Here is a 21493-nt window from a genome sequence, read left to right as displayed (position 1 = left end):
ATGGCAAAGAATCTATTGATTGTTGAATCGCCTGCAAAGGCTAAAACAATTAAAAAATATTTAGGTAAGGATTTCGAAGTCCTCGCTTCTTATGGGCACGTCCGTGATTTACTCCCTAAAGAAGGGGCTGTGGATCCAGTGCATGACTTCGCGATGACCTATGCGCTTATCGAGAAGAATGCCAAGCATGTGGATATGATCGTTAAGGCCTTCAAAGCAGCCGATGCACTTTATCTAGCAACTGACCCTGATCGAGAGGGTGAGGCTATTGCTTGGCATGTTTATGAAATCCTTAAAGCTAAAAAACTCTTAAACGATAAACCCGTCTATCGCGTTGTGTTTCATGAGATCACCAAGGCCGCTGTTAAAGCGGCCGTTGCGAATCCGCGTGAGATTGCGATGGATTTGGTCAATGCGCAGCAAGCACGCCGCGCTTTAGACTATCTGGTTGGTTTTACACTATCGCCACTACTTTGGAAGAAAGTACGTCGTGGATTGTCTGCGGGGCGTGTACAGAGTCCTGCGCTACGCTTAATTGTTGAGCGTGAAGAAGAAATAGAAGCGTTTAAAACACAGGAATATTGGACACTGACGGCGAATACTCAGGCCGAACAACAGAATTTTTTTGCGCGTTTGATCGAATATAACAATGAGAAACTTGAGCAGTTTAGTATCACAACGCAAACTCAAGCAGAAACAATAAAAAGCACCTTGGAAAAAATAGCACAAGGCCATTTGCTCGTCACAAAAGTTGAAAAGAAACAACGCAAACGTAATCCAACGGCTCCTTTTACAACCTCTACTTTACAACAAGAAGCCGGGCGTAAACTGGGTTTTACGGCACAGCGAACGATGCGTTTGGCGCAACAACTTTATGAAGGAATTGATGTAGGTGAAGGCGCGGTCGGGTTGATTACCTATATGCGTACCGATTCCGTTCATCTTTCTAATGAAGCCTTAGAATCTATTCGTGGATATATTGTACAACGTTATGGCGAGAACGAAGTGCCTGAATCGCCACGTCAGTTTCGTACTAAGAGCCGCAATGCACAAGAAGCGCATGAAGCAATCCGTCCTACCCATGTTGAATATGCACCTGAAGACATAAAAGCACATTTAACACCTGAACAGCGCAAGCTCTACGAATTAATATGGAAGCGTGCCGTTGCTTCGCAGATGATCCATGCGACGATTAATACGGTTGCTGTGGATTTGAGAGCGAAGGATACTTCAGATCATTGTTTTCGTGCGAATGGTTCTACCATCGTTAATCCGGGTTTTATGGCGGTTTATCTTGAAAGCCAAGATGAAAGCAAAGCAAAATCGGATGAAGAAGGCAGTATGTTACCGCCGCTGAAAGAAGGTGATGTTGTTGATTTAATAGACATCAGTGCGGATCAACATTTTACTGAACCGCCGCCACGCTATAGCGAAGCAAGTTTAGTTAAAGCCTTAGAAGAACGGGATATTGGTCGTCCTTCCACGTATGTGCCTATTATTTCAACGTTGCAAAATCGCGAATACGTTATATTGGATCAAAAGCGTTTTAAACCCACCGATGTTGGACGCGTGGTGAATAAGTTTTTAACGCGTTACTTTATGCAATATGTCGATTATGACTTTACTGCACGATTAGAAGATAAGCTGGATCAAATTTCCAGAGGCGAGCTAGAATGGGTGCCTTTGTTGAAGGATTTTTGGATGCCGTTTAAAACATTAGTAGAGACCACAGAAGAAACTGTGCAGCGTAAAGATGTAACACAAGAAGCTTTAGATGAAAACTGTCCTAAATGCGCTAAACCGCTATCAATACGTTTAGGAAAACGCGGCCGCTTTATTGGTTGTTCGGGTTATCCAGATTGTGACTATACACGCAATATGGAAGGGGAAGTGACAACAGCGAGCGAACCTGAAGTCGTAGAAGGGCGCGTTTGTCCCGATTGTGGCCATGCGTTACATATTAAAATAGGTCGTTACGGTAAATTTATTGGTTGTAGTTATTATCCAAAATGTAAACAGATAGAGCCCTTGGAAAAACCAGCGGATACGGGCATTGAATGCCCTGAATGCCATAAAGGCAGCTTACTGAAACGAAAGTCACGTTACGGTAAGATTTTTTATTCGTGTTCTACTTACCCAACCTGTACCTATGCGGTATGGAATGAACCGGTTGAGCAAGCTTGTCCACGTTGCGCGTGGCCAGTGATGACAATTAAGACAACTAAGCGACGGGGCACAGAAAAAGTATGCCCACGTAAAGAATGTGGCTATGCGGAGCCTATGGAGTCTGCGCCAGTAGAGTAAATTATTAATGACAGGGAGAGTAATGGAAAATGGAAACAACATTAGAGAATGAAAATGGAGGTGATCCTAAGGTTGCCGAAAAAGCGTCTAAAAAAAATTCCTTAGATATATTTGCTGGCCGTCATGATGACGGAAACTGTCTATTTTGGGCTGTTGCTTTAGCTTATTTGAATGTTTGTTATGCGGCATCCCCACCCCGCGCAAATTTAATCGCTAGACTTCAGAAACTTATAGAGGAACCTGACCATGTTGGTCAATCTATCAGTTCTTTAGAAGTCCATATGAAAAATTTTTTAAGAACTTCAAATTCTGATTTTATTTTGAATGAAGATTTTGAAAATTTAATTAAACAGCTGCGCAATCATACGGTTAATTTTCTGTCCCAACATAAAGAGGCTTATTCAGATTTCATGACGGGTGATTTTGATCAATATTTAAAAGAAATATCGGTATCTGGAACCTGGGGTGGTGAATTTGAAATAACTGCGTTATGTAGTTTATTGGGTTGTGATATTCATGTTTATGATAAAAGTTCAAACACAACGCTTTTATTTAAGCCAGATATGAAGACAGCAATTTTTCCTACGGAAGATCGAGTTACTTTACTTTTGTCTTTTGAGAATAGTCGTTATCGTTTCAATTTTCCGGAAACCAATGTACAGAGGGAACGTAGGGAAAGCTTTTATGAGCTTCCCTCTGCTAGCCGTTTTTCGGATGGTTTTTTTGCAACAACAACGGATAGAAACGATGAGGTTAATCAAGAAGATCCTCAACCTGACATAAAAGCTTCCCGTTAGCAATTTCGGCAACAACCTGATCGCCAATAGTGACATCGCTGATTTCACGGATGATTTGTTTCGTTTTAACATGTTTAATCACCGCATAACCACGGGCTAGGCTAGCAAGAGGACTAACGGCATGTAGCGTGCGCGATAATCCTGATAGTTTTTGCTGGCGCATTTCTAATTGTGTTTTCATATTTAATGTTAAGCGTTGCGTTAAATCATCTAGGCGCTGCGCGTTGTCTTGTAAACGTTGACGGGGGTGGCGTAAGCGTTTGCCAAGGTTTTCCAGTTGTTGGTGATAACGATTTATAATATGGCGTATGCTGTTAATTAAACGCTGCATGCTTTTAATTAACAGCGGTTGATATTCCTGCATATCTGGACTTGCTAACTGAGCGGCCATGGAAGGTGTTGCTGCCCGATGATCGGCTACAAAATCGGCAATAGTAAAGTCAGTTTCATGGCCTATCGCACTAATAAGTGGTAATTGACTGTTAAAAATGGCTCTGGCGACACTTTCTTCATTGAAACACCAGAGATCTTCTAAGGATCCTCCGCCACGCGCTAAAATTAAAACATCACATTCTTGACGTTGGTTAGCACACTGGATTTGTGCCGCGATTTGTGTAGCAGCTGTTTTTCCTTGAACAAGGCAGGGATAAATAATAATAGCGATAGAAGCAAAGCGTCGTTTTAAGATGACACAGATATCTCGAAGTGCCGCACCGGTTTCTGAGGTAATAACGCCGATAGTTTTAGGAAATTTAGGCAGAGATTTTTTGTGACAATTTTCAAATAAACCTTCCGTGGCTAATTTAGCTTTTAATTGTTCAAAGGCTTTGCGCAGTGCACCTTCACCGGCAAGCTCCATTTGATCAACAATTAATTGGAATTCACCACGTGCTGGATAAAGACTGATTTTGGCACGTACCAGGACTTGCATGCCATCTTTAGGTTGTAAATCTTTATAACGATGGCGTCCCTGAAAGAGGGCGCATCGCACTTGGGCATTTTTATCTTTTAAGGAAAAATACCAATGTCCTGAACTAGGGCAAGCGAAATTAGAAATTTCTCCTTCTATCCAAAGCGGTAAAAAGGCATCTTCTAATAAGTCTTGTACCATTTGATTGAGCTCAGAGATGCTGTAGATCACATCCTCTGAACTTAATGCTGATTTTTTTCTTTCTGATAAGTTAATTGTCATTATTTATTTGTCATTGCAAGTGCATAAAATTATTTTCGTCATTGCGAGCGCGAAGCGCGTGGCAATCCAGTGAAAGACTTTACTTTTTCCTGGATTGCCGCGGCCTTCACTTGGTTTCGGCCTCGCCATGACGAGTTCATGGGTTCGACGTTAATTGACGACTTGCCGCTTCACCCCTATCACATTCGGTATCTGTTTAATGCGGTCTAAGACTTTACTCAGTGATGTTAAACTGGGAATCTCAATCGTTAATTTCATAAAGGCTTTAGGTTCTATTTTATTACTTGATAATGTCAATGCAATCAAATTAATCTTTTCGTTTGCAATTAGTGTCGAAACATCACGTACAAGTCCAGGTCGATCATAGGCTTCTACACAAACATCTACCGGATAGACTTGGCTAACTTCTTTCCCCCAGTCTGCATTTACTAAACGGTCCTGCTTATCTGATTCAAGGTTTAATAAATGGGTGCAATCATCGCGGTGTAAAACAATACCACGACCTTGAGTAATGAATCCTCGTATAGGATCACCATGAACCGGTTTACAACAGCCTGCTGTTTGAGTCAAAAGATCAGTGACTCCGGCAATAGTGATGCCTTCAGGTAAGGTGCTGCGTGGTTTTCCTAGTAAAATATCCGGTTCAATCAGCATTCTTGCTTCAGGCAGATGTTCTTTGGTTTGTATGGCATTCAAAAGTTGTGTAATACGTAGATCGCCACTGCCTAATGCCGCTAATAATTCTTTTTTAGCTTTAAAATGAAGTTTATGCGCTAATTGTTCCTGATCGACGGCAACTAATCCAAGGCGTTGGCATTCTTTATCTAATAAAATTTGTCCGTCAGCAATGTGTTGATCATAATCTTGGCTTTTAAACCAATGGTGTGCTTTAGCTTTTGCTCGGGCTGTAAATAGATAGCCAAGATTAGGATTTAGCCAATCTCGGCTTGGAGCACCTTGCTTTGTGGTCAGAATTTCAACTTGTTCACTTGTTTTTAATTGATAAGTTAGAGGGACGATTGCGCCATTAATTTTTGCTCCGCGACAACGATGTCCGATTTCGCTATGAATATGATAGGCAAAATCGAGTGGTGTTGAGCCCTTGGGTAGATCGACAATATCGCCATTCGGTGTAAAGACATAGATTCTGTCATCTAGAATAGTAGTAAGGCCCGGCACGGTCGCTCTACCTTGCTTGACTAATTCTTTTTGCCATTCAAGCACTTGTCGTAACCAGGCTATTTTAGTTTGATAACCGATTTTTTGTTGAGAGTTTTCTTTATATTGCCAATGCGCTGCCAAGCCGTGTTCTGATTCTTGGTGCATTTGATGCGTGCGAATCTGTATTTCTAGTCTTTTTTGATTGGGACCTAATACCGCTGTATGAATAGAACGATAGCCATTTGATTTTGGCGTAGCGATATAATCATCAAACTGCCCATTAATCGGGGGCCATAGACCATGGATAATACTTAAGGCGTTATAACAATCTTTAACGGTGTTGACTAAAATACGGATAGCATTTAAATCATACAGTTCTTCAAATTCTAATTTTTTCTGTTGCATTTTTCGGTAAATGCTATGGATATGTTTGACTCGACCATGTAGTTGAAAGTTTTGTAAGTGCGCATTTTCCAAGACATTACGCAATTCTGCAATTAAGCCTTGAACATAGGCTTCTCTGTCGACTAAACGTTCCTGTAATAAGCGTGCTATTTTTCCATAAACTTTGGGCTCTAAATAATGTAAAGCAAGATCTTCAAGTTCCCACTGCAATTGGCCTACACCTAAACGGTTGGCCAGAGGCGCATAAATGTCCAGCGTTTCTCTGGCATAAGATTGTCTTGCTTCTTCTTCTAAATTATCGAGTGTACGTATGGTGGCTACGCGTTCGGCTAATTTAATTAAAACAACACGCATGTCTTTTACCATTGCAAGTAACATTTTGCGTGTATTTTCTAGTTGCGTTTGGTAAATAGGTGTAGCCGTGCTAGAAATACGGATGGCATCCATTTGTGTTACGCCTTCGATAAGCTTAGTAACTGCTAGGCCTAAATGCTCGTCAATCGTTTCTAAGCAGAGTTCAGCATAATTGACACCGCTATAGATTAAAGCAGCGGCTATGGTTTCTTTATCGAGGTGCAAGTCCAAAAGAATTTCTGCCATGGTCAACCCTTGTTGCAGGCAAGAGACATTGGTAGGTGTTACTTTTGTTTCGCCAACAATTTGACTTAAAATACAGGCTTGGCGGATAAGCTTGAAATCTTCTGGATTACGTTGCATAGCGGCGTGATGTAACCAGGCTTCTAAATTGATACTGCTATCTTCGTTTAAGTAAAGAGAATTTTTTATTTTAACCATAATGATTATTCCTTATTTTTAACGATTATTTATGGTTTATGCGGCAGTTCTGGCTAAGAACTCACAAATTCGATTTTCAAGCAAACGGTATCCTCCTTGATTGTTTTTACCAGGAATAGGATCATTAATTAAGATAGAAAAAGCTAAAATTTGATTATTTGAAGTCCGGACATAGCCGGCTAAACTACTAATACCATGCATACTGCCTGTTTTTGCATGGACTCTACCTAATACAGGACCACCTAAGCGGTGTTTTAGTGTTCCATCTCGGCCGGAGCTTGGTAATGATTCAAAAAGTAAAGCACTATCCGGCAGTCTTTTATAGGCAAAGTTAAGTAACTTAACAAAGGCATTGGGTGTAACGAGATTATCTCTGGATAAACCAGAACCATCGATTAGCACAACGTGCCTAAAATCTATATCCGTTTTACTAGCAAGAATGGCTTGAACCGCACTGCGTCCTGTCTTCCAGCTTCCTTGCGCAGAAAAATATTTTTCGCCTAATTTTTTTAATAAGCTATCTGCAATTAAATTATCAGATTTTTTTAGCATATTTTTTATTAAAAATGCCAATTCAGGTGAGCTATTTTCAGCTAAGGTTTTAGCCATCGGCGGCGTTTTGCCGTAAACGAGATTAGTATATTGAATAGAATATTTTTTTAGCAGTCCCGCCATAATGTCATAGGTAGCAAGATTTGGATTCTGCAATGCAACGGCGAACGATAAAGGTCCCATTCTTGGGGATAAATAACCCCTTAACGTGTAGTGATTATTTTCATGCGCCTCAGTAGGTTTTAAAGCTAATGAGTAACTGGGTCGTCTTAAATGCTTGGTGACGGCTTGGTTGTCGATGACGATGCCAAGATTACTATTGCTTTTTACGACGGTAGGGTGAGGTAACTTGTTTGGTTTTACACTCACGCTAAAGCAATTACGATTAATAATGGTTGCAGTAACCGGCGCGGCGTAACAAAATACCCTGTCGTCAATAACACGTCCGGGCGGCCAGGTGCTTCGATCGCTGGCAGTATCGTCAATAACAATATTTCCTTGCACTTTTGTGATTTTTTGATCACTCAAACTATCCAACATATCTTTAAGATCTTCTAATGTTAAATAAGGATCACCACTAAATTTAATATAAAGGTTGCCTTTCAAAACACCATCGATGACTTTAGCGGCCGGGTTGGTTAGAAAGCGAGTCTTAAATTGATAATGCGGGCCTAAATAATCCAGTGCAGCAATACCGGTAAATAATTTTAAGGTGCTTGCAGGAACAAAGCCATTATTGGCATGGTATTGATATAATACTTTTCCAGTGCTGAGTGACTGAATAGAAACACCGACGTGGAATCCTTTGAAGCGACTGATAATACTGTTTAAGCTTGCTTGAAGGCTTGGTGAATTTGTTTGATAACCATCCTCATTATAAATAGCAAAACTTTGTGTAGAGGGTACTAAAAGACTCAGCAATAGGAAGACCGACCATATAACGACCAAACGTATTTTCGGGAACATCAGTTTTAGTCTATTCATACTACCTATCTAGTAAATAAACAAATCGCTTCACTATGTTGCGTGTGTGGGAACATATCCATGACACCCGCTTGTTCTAGGGTATAGCCTTGTTTGATTAATTCACCAGCATCACGAGCAAGGCTTGCTGAATTACAGGATACATACACAATACGTTCTATTGGCCAAGATGAAATTTGCTGGATAATCTCAAGAGCACCAGAACGAGGTGGATCTAATAATAGCTTATTAAAGCGTTGTTGTGACCAGCTTTGTTCGCTGATAGGGTTTGATAGATCAGCGGTATAAAATTGGACATTGGAAATCGTATTATGCATGGCATTTTCTCTGGCACACGCTACAAGTTCTGGAGACCCTTCTATACCGATGACAGATTGACACTGTGTCGCAAGAGGTAAGCTAAAATTACCTAATCCGCAAAACAAATCCAATATCCGATCGCTGAAATTAGGTGAGAGCAACTCTATAGCGCGATTTATCATGGATTGATTGATGGCCGCATTGATTTGAATAAAATGGTTAGGCTCAAAGAATAACTCGAGTGGTTTGCTTGGCTGATGCGCTAAATCTATGCGATAACTGAGTGACTTTGGTCTTATTTCGGGCCAGATACAGTGCATTGTACTTTCGTTGCCCGGTTGTAAATAAAGTTGTAGCTGATGTTCCTTTGCAAAAACCTTGAGTTTGGTGTGATCTTCGTTATCCAAGGGAGCTAAGTGCCTAAAAACCAATGCCAAGTCTTCATCGCCTAACGAGGCTTCAATTTGTGGAATAGACTGATAAGCTTTCAATGTACTAATAAGCTGCCGTAATGGCATTATGAGCTGCGCTATTCTAGGCGCTAGGGTTTCACAACCTTTTAATTCAGCGAGATAGCGTCCATTTTTTTCTCGAAAGCCGACGAGTACCGCTTGCTTTTTGACGACGTATTTGACGCCTAAGCGTGCCCGGCGTCGGTAGCCCCAGCTTGAGGCCTGGAGAGGGGATAATAAGGTATTAGGCTGTGTTCCTGCAATATGCGCTAGTTGTTCTAATAGCGTTTTCTCTTTATGTTTTAATTGTGCATCCGTACTTAGGTGTTGCAGGCTACATGCGCCACAGATGCCATAGCGGATGCATTTTGGCGTAACACGGTCTGAAGAGCGTTTTAAAACGGCAGTCGTTTTTGCCTCATCGTATTGACGGTGTTTTTTAACGATTTCAACTAACACACTTTCGCCGGGTAAGGCGTCTTCCACAAAGCTTGTTTTTCCATTGATGTGGGCAATACCACGGCCTTCGTGGGAGAGGCCTGTAATAGAAACAGGTACATTCTTTGTATTTGAACTTTCGGCGATGTTATTTATTTTTTCCATGTTTTTACAAATTCTTCAAAGTGAGGTTTTTTTTCTTGAATAATGCATTCTCGCGCATGCTCACACTCTTTTCGGTAGGCTTCAGGGGTTAATTTCCCACGTATCAGTTCAAACCGAAGATAAATTAAATAGGTGTTGAGCACGTCAGTTTCACAGTAATCTCGAATCGCTTGGAGTTTCCCCTCTAAAAAGTAATCCCATACTTGCGATCCATCCATACCTAGCTTGCCAGGCAAGCCTAACATAAGTGCAATTTCTGTGAGGGGGGCATTTGAACGGCTTTGGTAGCTGGCTAATATATCCATCAAATCGCTGTGGCGATAGTGGTAGCGGCTCAGATAATTATTCCAACGGAAACTCGCATCCCCATCGTCGCCATGATTCCAATAGCTGGGGCTACTAATGCCATGTAGTAGTGCACGGTAATGTAAAACAGGCAGATCAAATCCACTACCATTCCAAGAAACGAGTATAGGTAGGTATTTTTCGAGGCATTTGAAAAAGGATTCGATGAGGTGTTCTTCGCTGGAATTTACATCACCAAAAGAGGCAACTTTGAATTGATCCCGGCTGCGCAAGACACCCGAAATAGCCACAATACGCTGTAGGTGATGGGGTAAAAAGGTTGAGGTAGAGCCGGTTTTTTCCTGGCGTTTTTTTACCATGGTTTCAGCGACTTCTTTGTCACTAGCATTTTCCAGCTGATAAAGAAGGCGGCCGCTGTTTGTGTCAGGAACCGTTTCAATATCAAAAACAAAAATGTTCATAGGGCAATAATAGTTTTAAGATAAGCGATGGGTTTTAATCGGGAGTATATCAAGGGTTCTTGTTTTTATAGTAGAATTCTTTGGAAGTCGGGCCTATGGCTTGGAAAAATCAGTTAGATGACTCCTAGGGAACGATTTTTTAGGAATAAAAACATATTTTTAGCTGCTTGGCTAGTTTCTACCGAATACTGAAGGCATACTATATCCCTTGCGTTTGAAGGTGCGGAACAGCATAGAAATTTATTTTGAGATAAAAATAGCATCATGAGAATTATATTATTAGGTAGTCCTGGCGCAGGAAAAGGTACACAAGCGAAATTCATCACTAACCGTTATCATATTCCGCAGATTTCTACGGGCGATATGCTACGTACGGCTGTCAATCAAGGGACAGCGGTGGGTTTGCAAGCTAAGGCTATGATGGATGCGGGTCAGTTAGTGCCAGATGCGGTTATTATTGCCTTAGTTGAAGATCGAATTAGCAAAGCAGACTGCCAAAATGGTTTTTTGTTTGATGGCTTTCCCCGTACCTTACCTCAAGCTGAAGCGATCCGAAAAAATCATATTTTTATCGATTTTGTGATTGAAATTGCGGTTGATGATGAGGAAATTGTTAAACGTTTAAGTGGTCGCCGGATTCATCCAGGCTCGGGACGTATTTATCACCTTATCTATAATCCGCCTCGTATTCCCAATAAAGATGATGTAACAGGAGAGGATTTGATTCAGCGAGAAGACGACTGTGAAGAAACCGTTCGGGAACGTTTACAGGTCTATCGTAGGCAAACAAAACCATTAATCGATTATTATCAGGATTGGCAGCGTCGCGGTGATGCGGGAGCACCTCGTTTTATCCAAGTGAATGGTCAGGCAGAGGTATTAGCCGTGCGTGATCGAATAGTTGCTGAGTTAGGTAAATTAGCTTCTTAAGCCTTTTTTGCTTTTAATTGCTTTAAGCAATCACTTAAATCATTAGGCAACTCTGCTTTTAATTGAAAACGTTGCTCTATTGAAGGAAGATAAAACTCGAGTTTACTCGCATGCAGAAATAATCGTTTGCAACCTAATTCACGCATTTTTTTATTCGCTGATTTATCACCGTATTTTTCATCGCCAATAATAGGGTGTTTGGCATATTGGGCATGCACGCGAATCTGATGCGTGCGTCCCGTAATAGGCATGGCTTCGATAAGCGTTACATCGTCAAAAGATTGAATAGGATGGAATTCAGTTAAACAGTTTTTTCCTTCTTGATGCACGCGTACGATACGCTCTCCGGATTGCAATTGATTTTTATGGAGAGGCACATCAATTTTTTTCAAAGATGCGGGCCAATGACCCATTACTAACGCCAGGTAGGTCTTTTTGATGCCGCCACCGGTTCTAAGTAATTCATGCAGTTCTTTCAAGATACTGCTTTTTTTCGCAATTAATAAACAACCTGAAGTATCACGATCCAGGCGATGGACTAATTCTAAAAATTTTTCCTTTGGTCGTAAGGCGCGTAACGTTTCAATGACACCGAGCTGTATTCCGCTGCCGCCATGAACGGCTATCCCCGACGGTTTATTAATTGCCAGAAAGTGTTTGTCTTCAAAAATAATGGATTTTTCAAATAAGCCAGCTAGTTTTTCATTGGGGGTGATTTTTTCATTGGGGGCAGAAAGGCGCAAGGGCGGGACGCGTATTACATCATCTATTTCTAAGCGATAGTCGGGCTTTACGCGTTTTTTATTAACGCGCACTTCGCCTTTCCGTATAATTCGGTAAAGACGACTTTTAGGTAACCCTTTTAGTCTAGAGAGTAAATAGTTGTCTAGGCGCTGACCAACCTGGTCTGCAGCCACAGTTAAGTGTTGAATAGTTTGCACAATGTCGTTAATCTAACATAAAAACTGCATGCCTATCTAATTTTTTGATAAAACCTTAAGAAATAAATAAGCTAATTATTTTGTCTCTACGGTATAATCACAGGCGTTTTTAAATAATTAAGCGGCTTTAGGTAGCTACGTGATTAATTTATACTTACAGCAATTGGATTTTTGGCAAGGCGCCACGAACAAGTGCGAAGAGTATATAACTATGAGGCCATTATGACCCAGCTTACGACATTGACTATCAAAAACTTATCTCCTATCGAATTACCGGTTTATAAGGGTACATTAGGGCCGGATGTTATTGATGTAACGCAGTTAGCAAAAAGTAATGTATTTTCATATGACCCCGGATTTTTATCGACGGCGGCATGTACATCAAAGATAACCTTTATCGATGGCGAGAAAGGCCAGCTACTTTACCGAGGCTATCCCATCGCACAACTGGCAGAAAAGTCTGATTTTATTGAAATTGCTTATTTACTACTTTATGGCGAGTTGCCAAGTGCATCAGCAAAAGAAGAGTTTAATAAGCATATTAATAATCATACGATGGTCCATGAACAGCTGCGCCATTTTTTTAATGGATTTCGTAGGGATGCCCACCCAATGGCTATTATGGTCGGTGTGGTAGGTGCTTTATCTGCGTTTTACCATGAGTCCTTGGATATTAACAATGAAGAGCACCGAAAGTTAGCGGCTTTGCGTTTGATTGCTAAAATGCCCACCCTGGCCGCTATGTGTTACAAATATTCTACGGGTTTACCTTTTATGTATCCCGCTAACGATCTAAGCTACGCTGAAAATTTCCTGCACATGATGTTTGGCGTACCGACTGAAAATAAACGTCCTAATCCTGTGTTAGCTCGCGCGTTAGATAGAATTTTTATTCTGCATGCTGATCATGAACAAAATGCTTCAACATCAACGGTGAGACTTGCGGGTTCAACGGGCGCTAATCCGTATGCTTGTATTTCTGCAGGGATTGCTGCGCTGTGGGGGCCTGCTCACGGTGGTGCTAATGAAGCTTGTTTAAACATGCTTCATGAAATAGGCGATATCGCGCATATCAAAAAATATATAGAAAAAGCTAAAGATCCAAACGATTCATTTCGTTTAATGGGCTTTGGGCACCGTGTCTATAAAAATTATGATCCCAGAGCCAAGGTTATGCAAGAAACTTGCCACGAAGTATTAGAAGAAACAGGTCAAAGAGAAGCGCCTTTATTTAAGATTGCGCTCGCTTTAGAAAAAATTGCTTTAGAAGACCCTTACTTTATTGAGAAGAAGCTCTATCCTAACGTTGATTTCTATTCCGGCATCACGTTAAGTGCACTAGGCATCCCAACAAATATGTTTACGGTTATTTTTGCCCTAGCACGTACGGTGGGTTGGGTTTCACATTGGGAAGAAATGATAGCCGATCCTAAACGTCGTATTGCAAGACCACGACAATTATATTGTGGCGAAACGCAGCGCGACTTTATTTCTCTTGAAAATAGAAAATAAATCCCCATAAATAGAATTCCATCGATGAGACAGGAAAGCATTGTGAAAGCAATGCGAAGTCGAAGAGCCCGCGATAGGCGTGCGTTGACGGGCGAAGCAGGAAACGCATCACGCCGTAAAGTCATTTGTGGGAGGCACGGGCATGAACTCCGAAGGAGTGAGTGCGTGCCGGACGCAGGACGTATCGCGGCCTAATTTCAGTCGCGTCATGCGAACGAATTTCGGGGACACGATGGCCGAAATTCTTCGGGAGCATAGCGACTCACTTGAAGCATTACTTAATTTTAATGCGGTAAACTAGCGCGGGTTTGTAAATTAAAAGAGTTTAATTCGCTTAGCCTCCCGAGTATTTCGCAATTCACCTATTGCTGAACTTTATTTAAAGTATATATAATACTGCGCATTAAAGTAGAGAATTATATTCTTAGCTTTAAAATGGAGTGTAAAACCCGGATAATTACTTTTAATTTACAGGAGTACGCTAATTTCTTTCTATTAACTTAACAAAAGGAAATTAAAATTATGGTAACTTTAACGCAAATAAAAAAGAAACGAGGTAGACCACCTCTCAGCGCGGCTAAAAAAATGCAGCGTAATAAAGCAGCTCAGAATGCTCGTGCAGTCCATAAAGCTTTACGTTCTAAAATTGCTTTGCTAAAAGCAGATTTTAAAGAGAGGCTCAAGGTTGCATCGCAAGAAGCTTATCAAAGAGCGCTAGAAAAGGTTGTCAAAATAGAGCGTAAAAAAATGGAAGCCAATTATAAGGCATTGGCCCTCGCCAAGGCTAAGTTTGGAAAAAAGCTTTCCAAAGCTTCGCAGCGAATGATGATGGCAGGTCGACGTACTAAAACCGTTAGCAAACGCACTGGCGTGAGAAAACGTGGCCGACCAAGAAAAACGACCTAAGAGGTATCCTGAGAATAGGGCCTCCAATCCATTAAAATAAATAGATCCAAAATACTTAAGCAGGGGAGAAGAAAATGATTTTTTATTCCCTTTTTTGTATTTCTTACACCTTATGAATATCCTCCAAAAATTCAAATTTAATCAATTACAAAAAAGACTCCATAAATTACATAAGCTTTATGAGTCAGAAGGGTCGGATAGTCGACTTAAGACATTAATTCAGGCCTTTTATTCTATGGCTGAATTCTATGAAAGACATCGCTTTGATAAAGACCTACCTTACTCAGAATTCCGTGCCTTAGAGTGCTATCGAGTCATCGCTAGTTTTGGGGATTCAAAGGCGCAATATTTGCTGGCGGAACGTTTATTGAGCTATGGGAAATTTTGGGAGAATATCGCTGAAAACCCACTCTATAAGACAAATAAGCCCAAAGCCTATGCCCAGTCTTTTTTTGAGGAATCAAAGGTTTATTTACAAGCGGCTGACGAGCAGGGCTATCCTTTAGCGCGTCGCTTATTAGGGATGGCTCATATCCATGGCTGGGGAAGCAGTTCTAACCTGGAAAAAGGCTATCAGCTGGTTTTAGAAAGTATTGATTTAGAGCACGGTTGGGCTAAAGCTACTCAGATTTTCGACACGCTCAAGCTAAATTCCCCCGAGTTTTTTTCTGCTTTAAGGGCCTATAAAGGCTAAAATGTAAGCCTTTTACCCGGATCCGTGGGCCAAAAGTGTTCATTTTTTGTGCGAATTGTGCTATAGTGGCTATTCCTTTGCTTAACAGCGGGGAGGAGGTTGTTATAGTGATTTTAAAGAAAATAACAAGTTTGTTACTCCTAGCCAGCGGTCTTTTTACGATGGCTGTAAGTGCTAGTCCTACAAACGATTTAAACGTCCAGAATGAGATAAATCAGTTTCGCAGTAAAGCCCCAGGACTTAGTCCTAAAGCTTTGCAGGTTGGTTTAGAGGCTTATTCCAAAGCAAGACAACAAGGTTTAGATAAACAACAAGTCTTAACCATTGTCGATTTTACGAAGCCCTCAACGGCTAAAAGGCTTTGGGTTTTAGACTTAAACAACCACACAGTCCTTTTCAACGATTACGTTGCTCACGGACAAAATAGTGGTGCCAACTATGCGAATAACTTCTCAGATAATCCAGGAAGTTTAGCATCAAGTTTAGGTGTGTTTTTAACCGAGTCGACCTATGGTGGTAAACACGGTTATTCATTACGAGTAAAAGGATTAGATAAAGGATTTAACGATAAAGCGGAATCTCGTGATATCGTCTTCCATAGAGCTGATTATGCAACAGCACAATTTGCTCAAGCGCATGGTCGCTTAGGAAGAAGTTGGGGTTGTTTCGCGGTAAGTCCAGCGATTGCCGATTCATTAATCCATACGATTAAGAATGGTTCGCTTGTAGTTGCTTACTATCCTGACCCATCGTGGTTAGCGAAATCTCAGTTCCTTTCATAAACGTTTGAAATAACGTGTAGCAGCCCTAGGGCTGCTTTTTTTTGGCCGAAAAACTGGCTTTTGGCGGATCGCTTTGTTGCTGTCTTTATCTGAGGTGCTCATTTACTTTAAGTAAACTCCGCGCCTCGCGCTCCATCCAAAATCCATCTTTTCGCGTAAGTTCAGTTTATTTTGTGTTTTGGGAATGGGATTGATATTTAGAGTAATATTTTTTTTAAAAGTGATTCATAAATTAAAGCTAATTTTTCTAAATCTGCAATCGAAACACACTCATTAATTTGATGAATACTTCGATTACAAGGGCCAAATTCTAAGACTTCAGTACCTAAAGCAGCAATAAAACGTGCATCTGAAATACCGCCTGTCGTAGAAATAGAAGGCGAATGTCCCGTTATTTCTTTTATAGCGGAAACCGCTGCCATGCGTAATTTACCTTCAGTGCTGCGAAAAGGCTTACCTCCGTGTTGCCAATTCAGTTGATAATCTAATTGTTGCTTGTCTAAACAACGGGTTAACAGCGCTTGTAATTTTTCAGCGCTAGTAACCGGTGAGTAACGGAAATTGAATTTAACATCTAAGGTATCTGGAATGACGTTTTCCGCGCCCGTACCGGCGTTGATATTAGAGAGTTGAAAACTGGTTGCTTGAAAATCTGGATTAATCTGATTGTCATCCCAGGGTATGTTGAGTAATTCAACGAGTACAGATGAAAAGAGATGAATAGGATTTTTAGTTAATTGTGGATAAGCAATATGGCCTTGTTTCCCTTGTATTATTAAGAGACCTGATAGTGATCCACGTCGACCTATTTTTAAGGTATCCCCTAGTTTTTCTTCACAAGTAGGTTCTCCGACTAGGCAATAATCAATTTTTTCTTTTCTGTTTTTTAGGGTTTCAATGACTTTTGCGGTGCCGTTAATGCTAGGGCCTTCTTCATCGCTGGTAATTAACCAAGCGATAGAACCGTGATGCTTAGGATGTTGCGCGATGAACTTTTGGCAAGCGATTAACATGGCGGCGAGACTGCCTTTCATATCCGCACTGCCACGGCCATAAAGAAGGCCATTACGAATATTAGGTTCAAAAGGTGGTGTATCCCACTTCTCTAGCGGACCAGGCGGCACAACGTCTGTATGCCCTGCAAAAACAAATAAAGGTGCTTTTGTTCCACGTCTAGCCCAGAAATTATTGACATCTACAAACGGTAAGTGTTCAATTCGGAAATCTAAATGCTGCAAAGGTTCAGTTAAGAGAGTTTGACAACCTGCATCTTTAGGTGTTACAGAAGGGCATGCAATGAGTTGCTGTGTGAGTTCAATAAGCGATAACATAAATCAGGTCCTATGATTTCTCTGGGTAATTGTACGTTAAAGCAAAGACCCTAGGAAATAATAGAATGTTAAGAGTTAGGATTTTTACAGGATAGAAAAGTAAATGAGTAAAATCCCAAAAGTGATTGTTATTGCGATGCCGCCTCATGATTCCCTATTTTGTTTAAAACAAGCACTCGAGTGCGAAGCTTATAAACGTCGTGTATACTCGGTACCGATTTTAAGTGGATGGAAAGAAACGTTGAATGACTAGCGCCTTTGTATTTATTTATCTTGTTGTCTTTTTAGCGTTTGTATTTGATTTTATCAATGGCTTTCATGACGCTGCCAATTCGGTTGCCATCATGGTGGCAACAAAGGTTTTAAAACCGTTTACGGCCGTTCTGTGGGCCGCTTTCTTTAATTTTATTGCCTTTTTATTTTTTCACCTCAATGTGGCAACAACCATTGGTTCAGGATTAATCGAGCCACACATTGTGACGCCTTACCTTATTCTTGCAGCGCTGATCGGCGCTATTATTTGGAATCTGTTGACTTGGTATTTTGGGTTACCCTCTAGTTCATCACATGGGTTGATAGGGGGGTTAGTGGGTGCGGCGCTTGTTGGGGGTGGTTGGAATGTTTTGAATTGGCATGGTCTACTTCCCGTGTTAATCGCTATTGTTTTATCACCGGTATTAGGTTTATTTATCAGTTGGGTGCTGATAAAAACTTCAAACTTTTTGCTAGAAGATGTGAATTCTATTAAAGCAGAACGATGGGCTAAGCGCGCTCAATTTCTTGCAGCGGCTTTATTAAGTCTAGGTCATGGTGGTAATGACGCTCAAAAAACAATGGGTATTATTGCGGTATTGTTATTTTCAGCAGGGCTTTTGAACGGCCATTTTTATATCCCATTTTGGGTCGTTATTTCTTGTAACTTTGTGATGGGATTAGGAACACTCATGGGCGGATGGCGCATCATTCACACCATGGGTAGCAAATTGACGCAATTAACGCCATTAAGTGGCGCTTGCGCGGCGACAGGTGCAGCCTTAACACTGTTTGCTGCAACGGACCTCGGTATTCCTGTTTCTACAACACATACCGTAACAGGCTCTATTTTGGGTGCTGGTACCAGTAATGGATGGTTAAATACACATTGGCCAACAGTACGCCGTATTGTTTGGGCATGGGTACTCACTATTCCTGCCGCAGGGTTTGTTGCTGCCGCCGTTATGGCGCTCGAGCTTTTCTTTAAGCTGGGTACTTAGTTAAACCCTTACGGTACTTTACGCCAATGTCATTATTAAGATAAAGCTTGAAAGAATAATAATGATTAAAAAAGCTTATGACCCGATGGACGTTAGGGTTTCTCATTGCTGTAATAGGAATTACACATCTTTCCTTTTTGCCTTCGTTACAAGTCGTTGGATTCCTTGTTGTAATAAGTAGTTTTGTACTTATTTTCTTCCGTCGCCGCATTGTTTTTTTGTTTCCATTTTTGATTGTTTTTCTTGTAGGGCTGTTGTGGGTTTTGATAGTTGCGCAGCATAGAATGCAGCATTACTTACCATCAGCACTAGAGGGAAAAACACTGCTGGCAACAGGGACGATTGTATCTATTCCTGAATATCATGCCCATCAACTTCGTTTTGATTTTCTTATTAAAGAAATAGCAACTAAACGCCCTATCCATTACCCCTTACGGGTTCGTTTAAGTGGCTATCGCTATAGTCATTCATATCATCCTCCTCAATTAAAGAAAGGCGAAGTATGGCAATTTGCTATTCGTTTAAAGCGGCCACGTGCATTTTGGAATCCCGGTAGTTTTGATTATCAAGCCCCATTATTTCAACAGGATATACAGGCCACAGGTTATATTTTAGATAGATTTTATCCTCGCTTAATCCAACCGGCAAGGTTTTATTACGGTATTGATCATTTAAGAGAAAAACTGACACGGAATATAAAAACAGCTTTAAATGATTATCCTTTGCTAGGGTTAATTAGCGCATTAACAACGGGCGTTCGCTATGAAATTACGGACGCACAGTGGAAAGTGATGCGTGGAACCGGCACTAATAATTTATTTGCCATTTCAGGACTACATCTCGCTTTTATCGCAGGCATTATTTATTTTATAACACGTTTTGTTTACTGTCGTATTCCTTATGCGACACTTTTTATGCCGGCTTCTCAAGTAGCGGCTGGATTAACAGGTATATTTGCTGTGTTTTACAGTGTGTTGGCTGGATTTGCTTTACCCCTTCAACGTGCTTTGCTGATGCTGCTCGTATTTTTAGCGGCAAATTTAGCTAAACGGAATCTTCCTTCAGCTTATGCTTTTAATTCCGCATTACTGATTATTTTAGTGTGTTCACCTTTTTCAATCTTATCAGCCAGTTTCTGGCTTTCTTTTGTGGCGGTGGCTTTTATTTTTTATGCGGCATTCGGTCGAATTAAATCAACAACGGGTTGGCGATCTTGGGCAAGGACACAATATAGTGTTGGGCTTGGCTTGATTCCTTTATCAGCTTTATTTTTTCAGCAAATCGCTTGGCTGAGTTTTATTGCCAATGCGATAGCGATTCCATCGGTCGGGTTTATCATTTTACCCATGGCACTTATCGGAGTGTTTTCAACACTATTAATCCCTTCTTGGGGAAATGGTTTGTTAATTTTAGCAGAAAGACTGCTTGAACTGTTGTGGCAACTACTTACTTATCTTTCAACGTTAGAATGGCGCAATATACTGCTTTTATAGTGACGCCTTGGATATTGATTTCAAGTTTACTGGGTGTGTTATTGCTCTTAGCGCCAAAAGGATTTCCAGGGCGTTTTTTGAGCGTGATTTATTTATTACCTTTATTTTTCTGGAAACCTGAGGGGCCAAAGCATGGCGAGGTTTGGTTTAATCTTCTCGATGTAGGGCAGGGGTTGGCGACGGTAGTACGAACCCAGCATCATATTTTAGTTTATGATACAGGCCCAAATCGATCGTTTGATGCGGGACGTGCAGTGCTCATTCCGTTTTTACAGCGCAGTGGTATTCATAGGCTCGATATGTTGATGGTGAGTCATGGCGATAATGATCATATAGGGGGTGCAAGAAGCCTATTAAAGCAAATGCCAGTCGCTCAGATAATCAGTAGTGTTCCCCAAAAATTTTTGCCGCAACGCGCTAAGTTTTGTGATGCACGCACCCGTTGGCAATGGGATCACGTCGACTTTGCCGTGTTATACCCTCCTGCTAATACAGCTTATTTGGGGAATAATAGTTCTTGTGTATTGAAGATCAGTAACACGAAAAATAGTATTCTATTAACGGGTGATATTGAAAAAGCGACAGAAGATTATTTGGTTCATCATGCAAACGATCAATTGACTAGTACTATTTTAGTGGTTCCACATCACGGCAGTAAAGCATCTTCTAGTATTGATTTTTTAAATAAAGTTAAACCTAGCGTCGCATTGTTTGCAACCGGTTATCGTAATCAGTTTAAATTTCCGCATGATATTGTGTTACAGCGTTATCAGCGCCTAGGGTCAACGATGTATGACACGGCTAAGGATGGAATGATAATGCTAAAATTAAATCCAAATTCTAATGTTATGCAGGTAGAAACTTACCATCAGAAGAATCAGCATTTTTGGCAAACTTAAATGAAGTTAAACTTTTTATTTTTAACGCGTTAAAAATAAAAAGGGCCGTAAAACGGCCCAAGGGGGTATATCTGTGTTGGTGACATCCCTGTAGCATCCTTGCTAACACCCTATAAACTAGAGTGTGGATATCCTATCCGATCCAGTGCTTTGCTAATTAGATATTCAAGAATAATTAGATTACTATTGAAAGACTAAATTCTTGATCCATCAAGACCATCAGAAACACACAAGACATAGATTAACAAAGTTATTATTTATTACAATGGCTGTTTGGCGGCTTCCGTTATCGCTTACACAAGTTTGCGCCAATACTTACACGACATGTGTATTGATAAAGTACGGGATGATATTTTTTAATCAGTATTTAATTTAATCAAGTGAGTCGCTATGCTCCCGAAGAATTTCGGCCATGGTGTCCCCGAAATTCGTTCGCATGA

At 40.8% G+C, this 21493-nt stretch carries 19 protein-coding genes; 12 read left to right on the top strand and 7 right to left on the bottom strand.

Translation table 11 applies throughout. The annotated features are described in order from the left end of the window. Together topA and KX723_RS08220 are read left to right on the top strand one after the other, a co-directional pair. On the top strand, positions 1 to 2304 hold the full coding sequence (gene topA, locus KX723_RS08225; protein ID WP_218813871.1) for a type I DNA topoisomerase: 2304 nt from the start codon (positions 1 to 3) through the stop codon (positions 2302 to 2304). 29 nt (positions 2305 to 2333) lie between these two features. Then, positions 2334 to 3101: an OTU domain-containing protein gene (locus tag KX723_RS08220; protein ID WP_218813870.1), complete on the top strand. Its 768-nt coding sequence runs from the start codon at positions 2334 to 2336 to the stop codon at positions 3099 to 3101. Here the strand turns inward: KX723_RS08220 and xseA are convergent. From xseA to KX723_RS08195, 5 genes are all read right to left on the bottom strand, one after another. Next, the gene (gene xseA, locus KX723_RS08215) at positions 3058 to 4293 is read right to left on the bottom strand and encodes an exodeoxyribonuclease VII large subunit (RefSeq protein WP_218813869.1); all 1236 of its coding nucleotides are present in this window, start codon (positions 4291 to 4293) and stop codon (positions 3058 to 3060) included. The genes KX723_RS08220 and xseA overlap by 44 nt on opposite strands. A gap of 150 nt (positions 4294 to 4443) precedes the next feature. Continuing rightward, a complete protein-coding gene (gene relA, locus KX723_RS08210) occupies positions 4444 to 6654 on the bottom strand; it encodes a GTP diphosphokinase (protein ID WP_218813868.1) in 2211 nt (736 codons plus the stop codon). 36 nt (positions 6655 to 6690) lie between these two features. Then, positions 6691 to 8190, bottom strand: a complete 1500-nt coding sequence (dacB, locus tag KX723_RS08205; protein ID WP_218813867.1) for a D-alanyl-D-alanine carboxypeptidase/D-alanyl-D-alanine endopeptidase — start codon at positions 8188 to 8190, stop codon at positions 6691 to 6693. Positions 8191 to 8195: 5 nt separating this feature from the next. Then, positions 8196 to 9545, bottom strand: coding sequence for a 23S rRNA (uracil(1939)-C(5))-methyltransferase RlmD (gene rlmD / locus KX723_RS08200; protein WP_218813866.1), 1350 nt, complete (start codon positions 9543 to 9545; stop codon positions 8196 to 8198). Then, positions 9533 to 10312 (bottom strand): 3'-5' exonuclease, encoded by a 780-nt coding sequence (locus KX723_RS08195; protein ID WP_218813865.1) that lies wholly within the window; start codon positions 10310 to 10312, stop codon positions 9533 to 9535. Before KX723_RS08195 ends, rlmD begins: the two co-directional genes overlap by 13 nt. Positions 10313 to 10576: 264 nt before the next feature. Here KX723_RS08195 and adk point away from each other — a divergent pair, with 264 nt between their 5' ends. Further along, positions 10577 to 11242 carry an adenylate kinase gene (gene adk / locus KX723_RS08190; protein ID WP_218813864.1) on the top strand — a complete coding sequence of 222 codons (666 nt, stop codon included), beginning with the start codon at positions 10577 to 10579 and terminating at the stop codon, positions 11240 to 11242. Here adk and rluC read toward each other — a convergent pair. After that, positions 11239 to 12183: a 23S rRNA pseudouridine(955/2504/2580) synthase RluC gene (gene rluC, locus KX723_RS08185; RefSeq protein ID WP_218813863.1), complete on the bottom strand. Its 945-nt coding sequence runs from the start codon at positions 12181 to 12183 to the stop codon at positions 11239 to 11241. The genes adk and rluC overlap by 4 nt on opposite strands. A gap of 219 nt (positions 12184 to 12402) precedes the next feature. Between rluC and gltA the strand changes: the two genes are divergently transcribed. From gltA to KX723_RS08160, 5 genes are all read left to right on the top strand, one after another. After that, positions 12403 to 13695, top strand: a complete 1293-nt coding sequence (gene gltA / locus KX723_RS08180; protein ID WP_425516602.1) for a citrate synthase — start codon at positions 12403 to 12405, stop codon at positions 13693 to 13695. Between the two features lie 24 nt (positions 13696 to 13719). Then, positions 13720 to 13890: a hypothetical protein gene (locus tag KX723_RS08175; protein ID WP_218813323.1), complete on the top strand. Its 171-nt coding sequence runs from the start codon at positions 13720 to 13722 to the stop codon at positions 13888 to 13890. A 390-nt stretch (positions 13891 to 14280) separates the two neighbouring features. After that, entirely contained in the window at positions 14281 to 14601 is a 321-nt protein-coding gene (locus tag KX723_RS08170; RefSeq protein WP_246562446.1) for a hypothetical protein, read from the top strand. A 112-nt stretch (positions 14602 to 14713) separates the two neighbouring features. Further along, complete coding sequence (locus tag KX723_RS08165) at positions 14714 to 15295, top strand: SEL1-like repeat protein (protein WP_218813860.1); 582 nt, start codon at positions 14714 to 14716, stop codon at positions 15293 to 15295. 161 nt (positions 15296 to 15456) lie between these two features. Continuing rightward, a complete protein-coding gene (locus KX723_RS08160; protein WP_246562445.1) occupies positions 15457 to 16077 on the top strand; it encodes a murein L,D-transpeptidase catalytic domain family protein in 621 nt (206 codons plus the stop codon). Between the two features lie 197 nt (positions 16078 to 16274). Here the strand turns inward: KX723_RS08160 and dapE are convergent, their stop codons facing one another. Next, complete coding sequence (gene dapE, locus KX723_RS08155) at positions 16275 to 17408, bottom strand: succinyl-diaminopimelate desuccinylase (protein WP_218813859.1); 1134 nt, start codon at positions 17406 to 17408, stop codon at positions 16275 to 16277. Between the two features lie 103 nt (positions 17409 to 17511). Here dapE and KX723_RS08150 point away from each other — a divergent pair, with 103 nt between their 5' ends. The 4 genes from KX723_RS08150 to KX723_RS08135 all read left to right on the top strand — a co-directional run bounded on the left by KX723_RS08150 (position 17512) and on the right by KX723_RS08135 (position 21053). Next, the gene (locus KX723_RS08150) at positions 17512 to 17661 is read left to right on the top strand and encodes a hypothetical protein (RefSeq protein ID WP_218813858.1); all 150 of its coding nucleotides are present in this window, start codon (positions 17512 to 17514) and stop codon (positions 17659 to 17661) included. Continuing rightward, a complete protein-coding gene (locus KX723_RS08145) occupies positions 17654 to 18661 on the top strand; it encodes an inorganic phosphate transporter (protein ID WP_218813857.1) in 1008 nt (335 codons plus the stop codon). Before KX723_RS08150 ends, KX723_RS08145 begins: the two co-directional genes overlap by 8 nt. Positions 18662 to 18738: 77 nt before the next feature. Further along, entirely contained in the window at positions 18739 to 20154 is a 1416-nt protein-coding gene (locus tag KX723_RS08140; RefSeq protein WP_218813856.1) for a ComEC/Rec2 family competence protein, read from the top strand. After that, positions 20130 to 21053: a DNA internalization-related competence protein ComEC/Rec2 gene (locus tag KX723_RS08135; RefSeq protein WP_218813855.1), complete on the top strand. Its 924-nt coding sequence runs from the start codon at positions 20130 to 20132 to the stop codon at positions 21051 to 21053. Before KX723_RS08140 ends, KX723_RS08135 begins: the two co-directional genes overlap by 25 nt. Positions 21054 to 21493 lie beyond the last annotated feature (440 nt).

The sequence above is a fragment of the Rickettsiella endosymbiont of Dermanyssus gallinae genome (assembly GCF_019285595.1).
Taxonomy (GTDB): Bacteria; Pseudomonadota; Gammaproteobacteria; order Diplorickettsiales; family Diplorickettsiaceae; genus Rickettsiella_B.
This window is presented reverse-complemented; position numbering and strand designations above follow the sequence as displayed.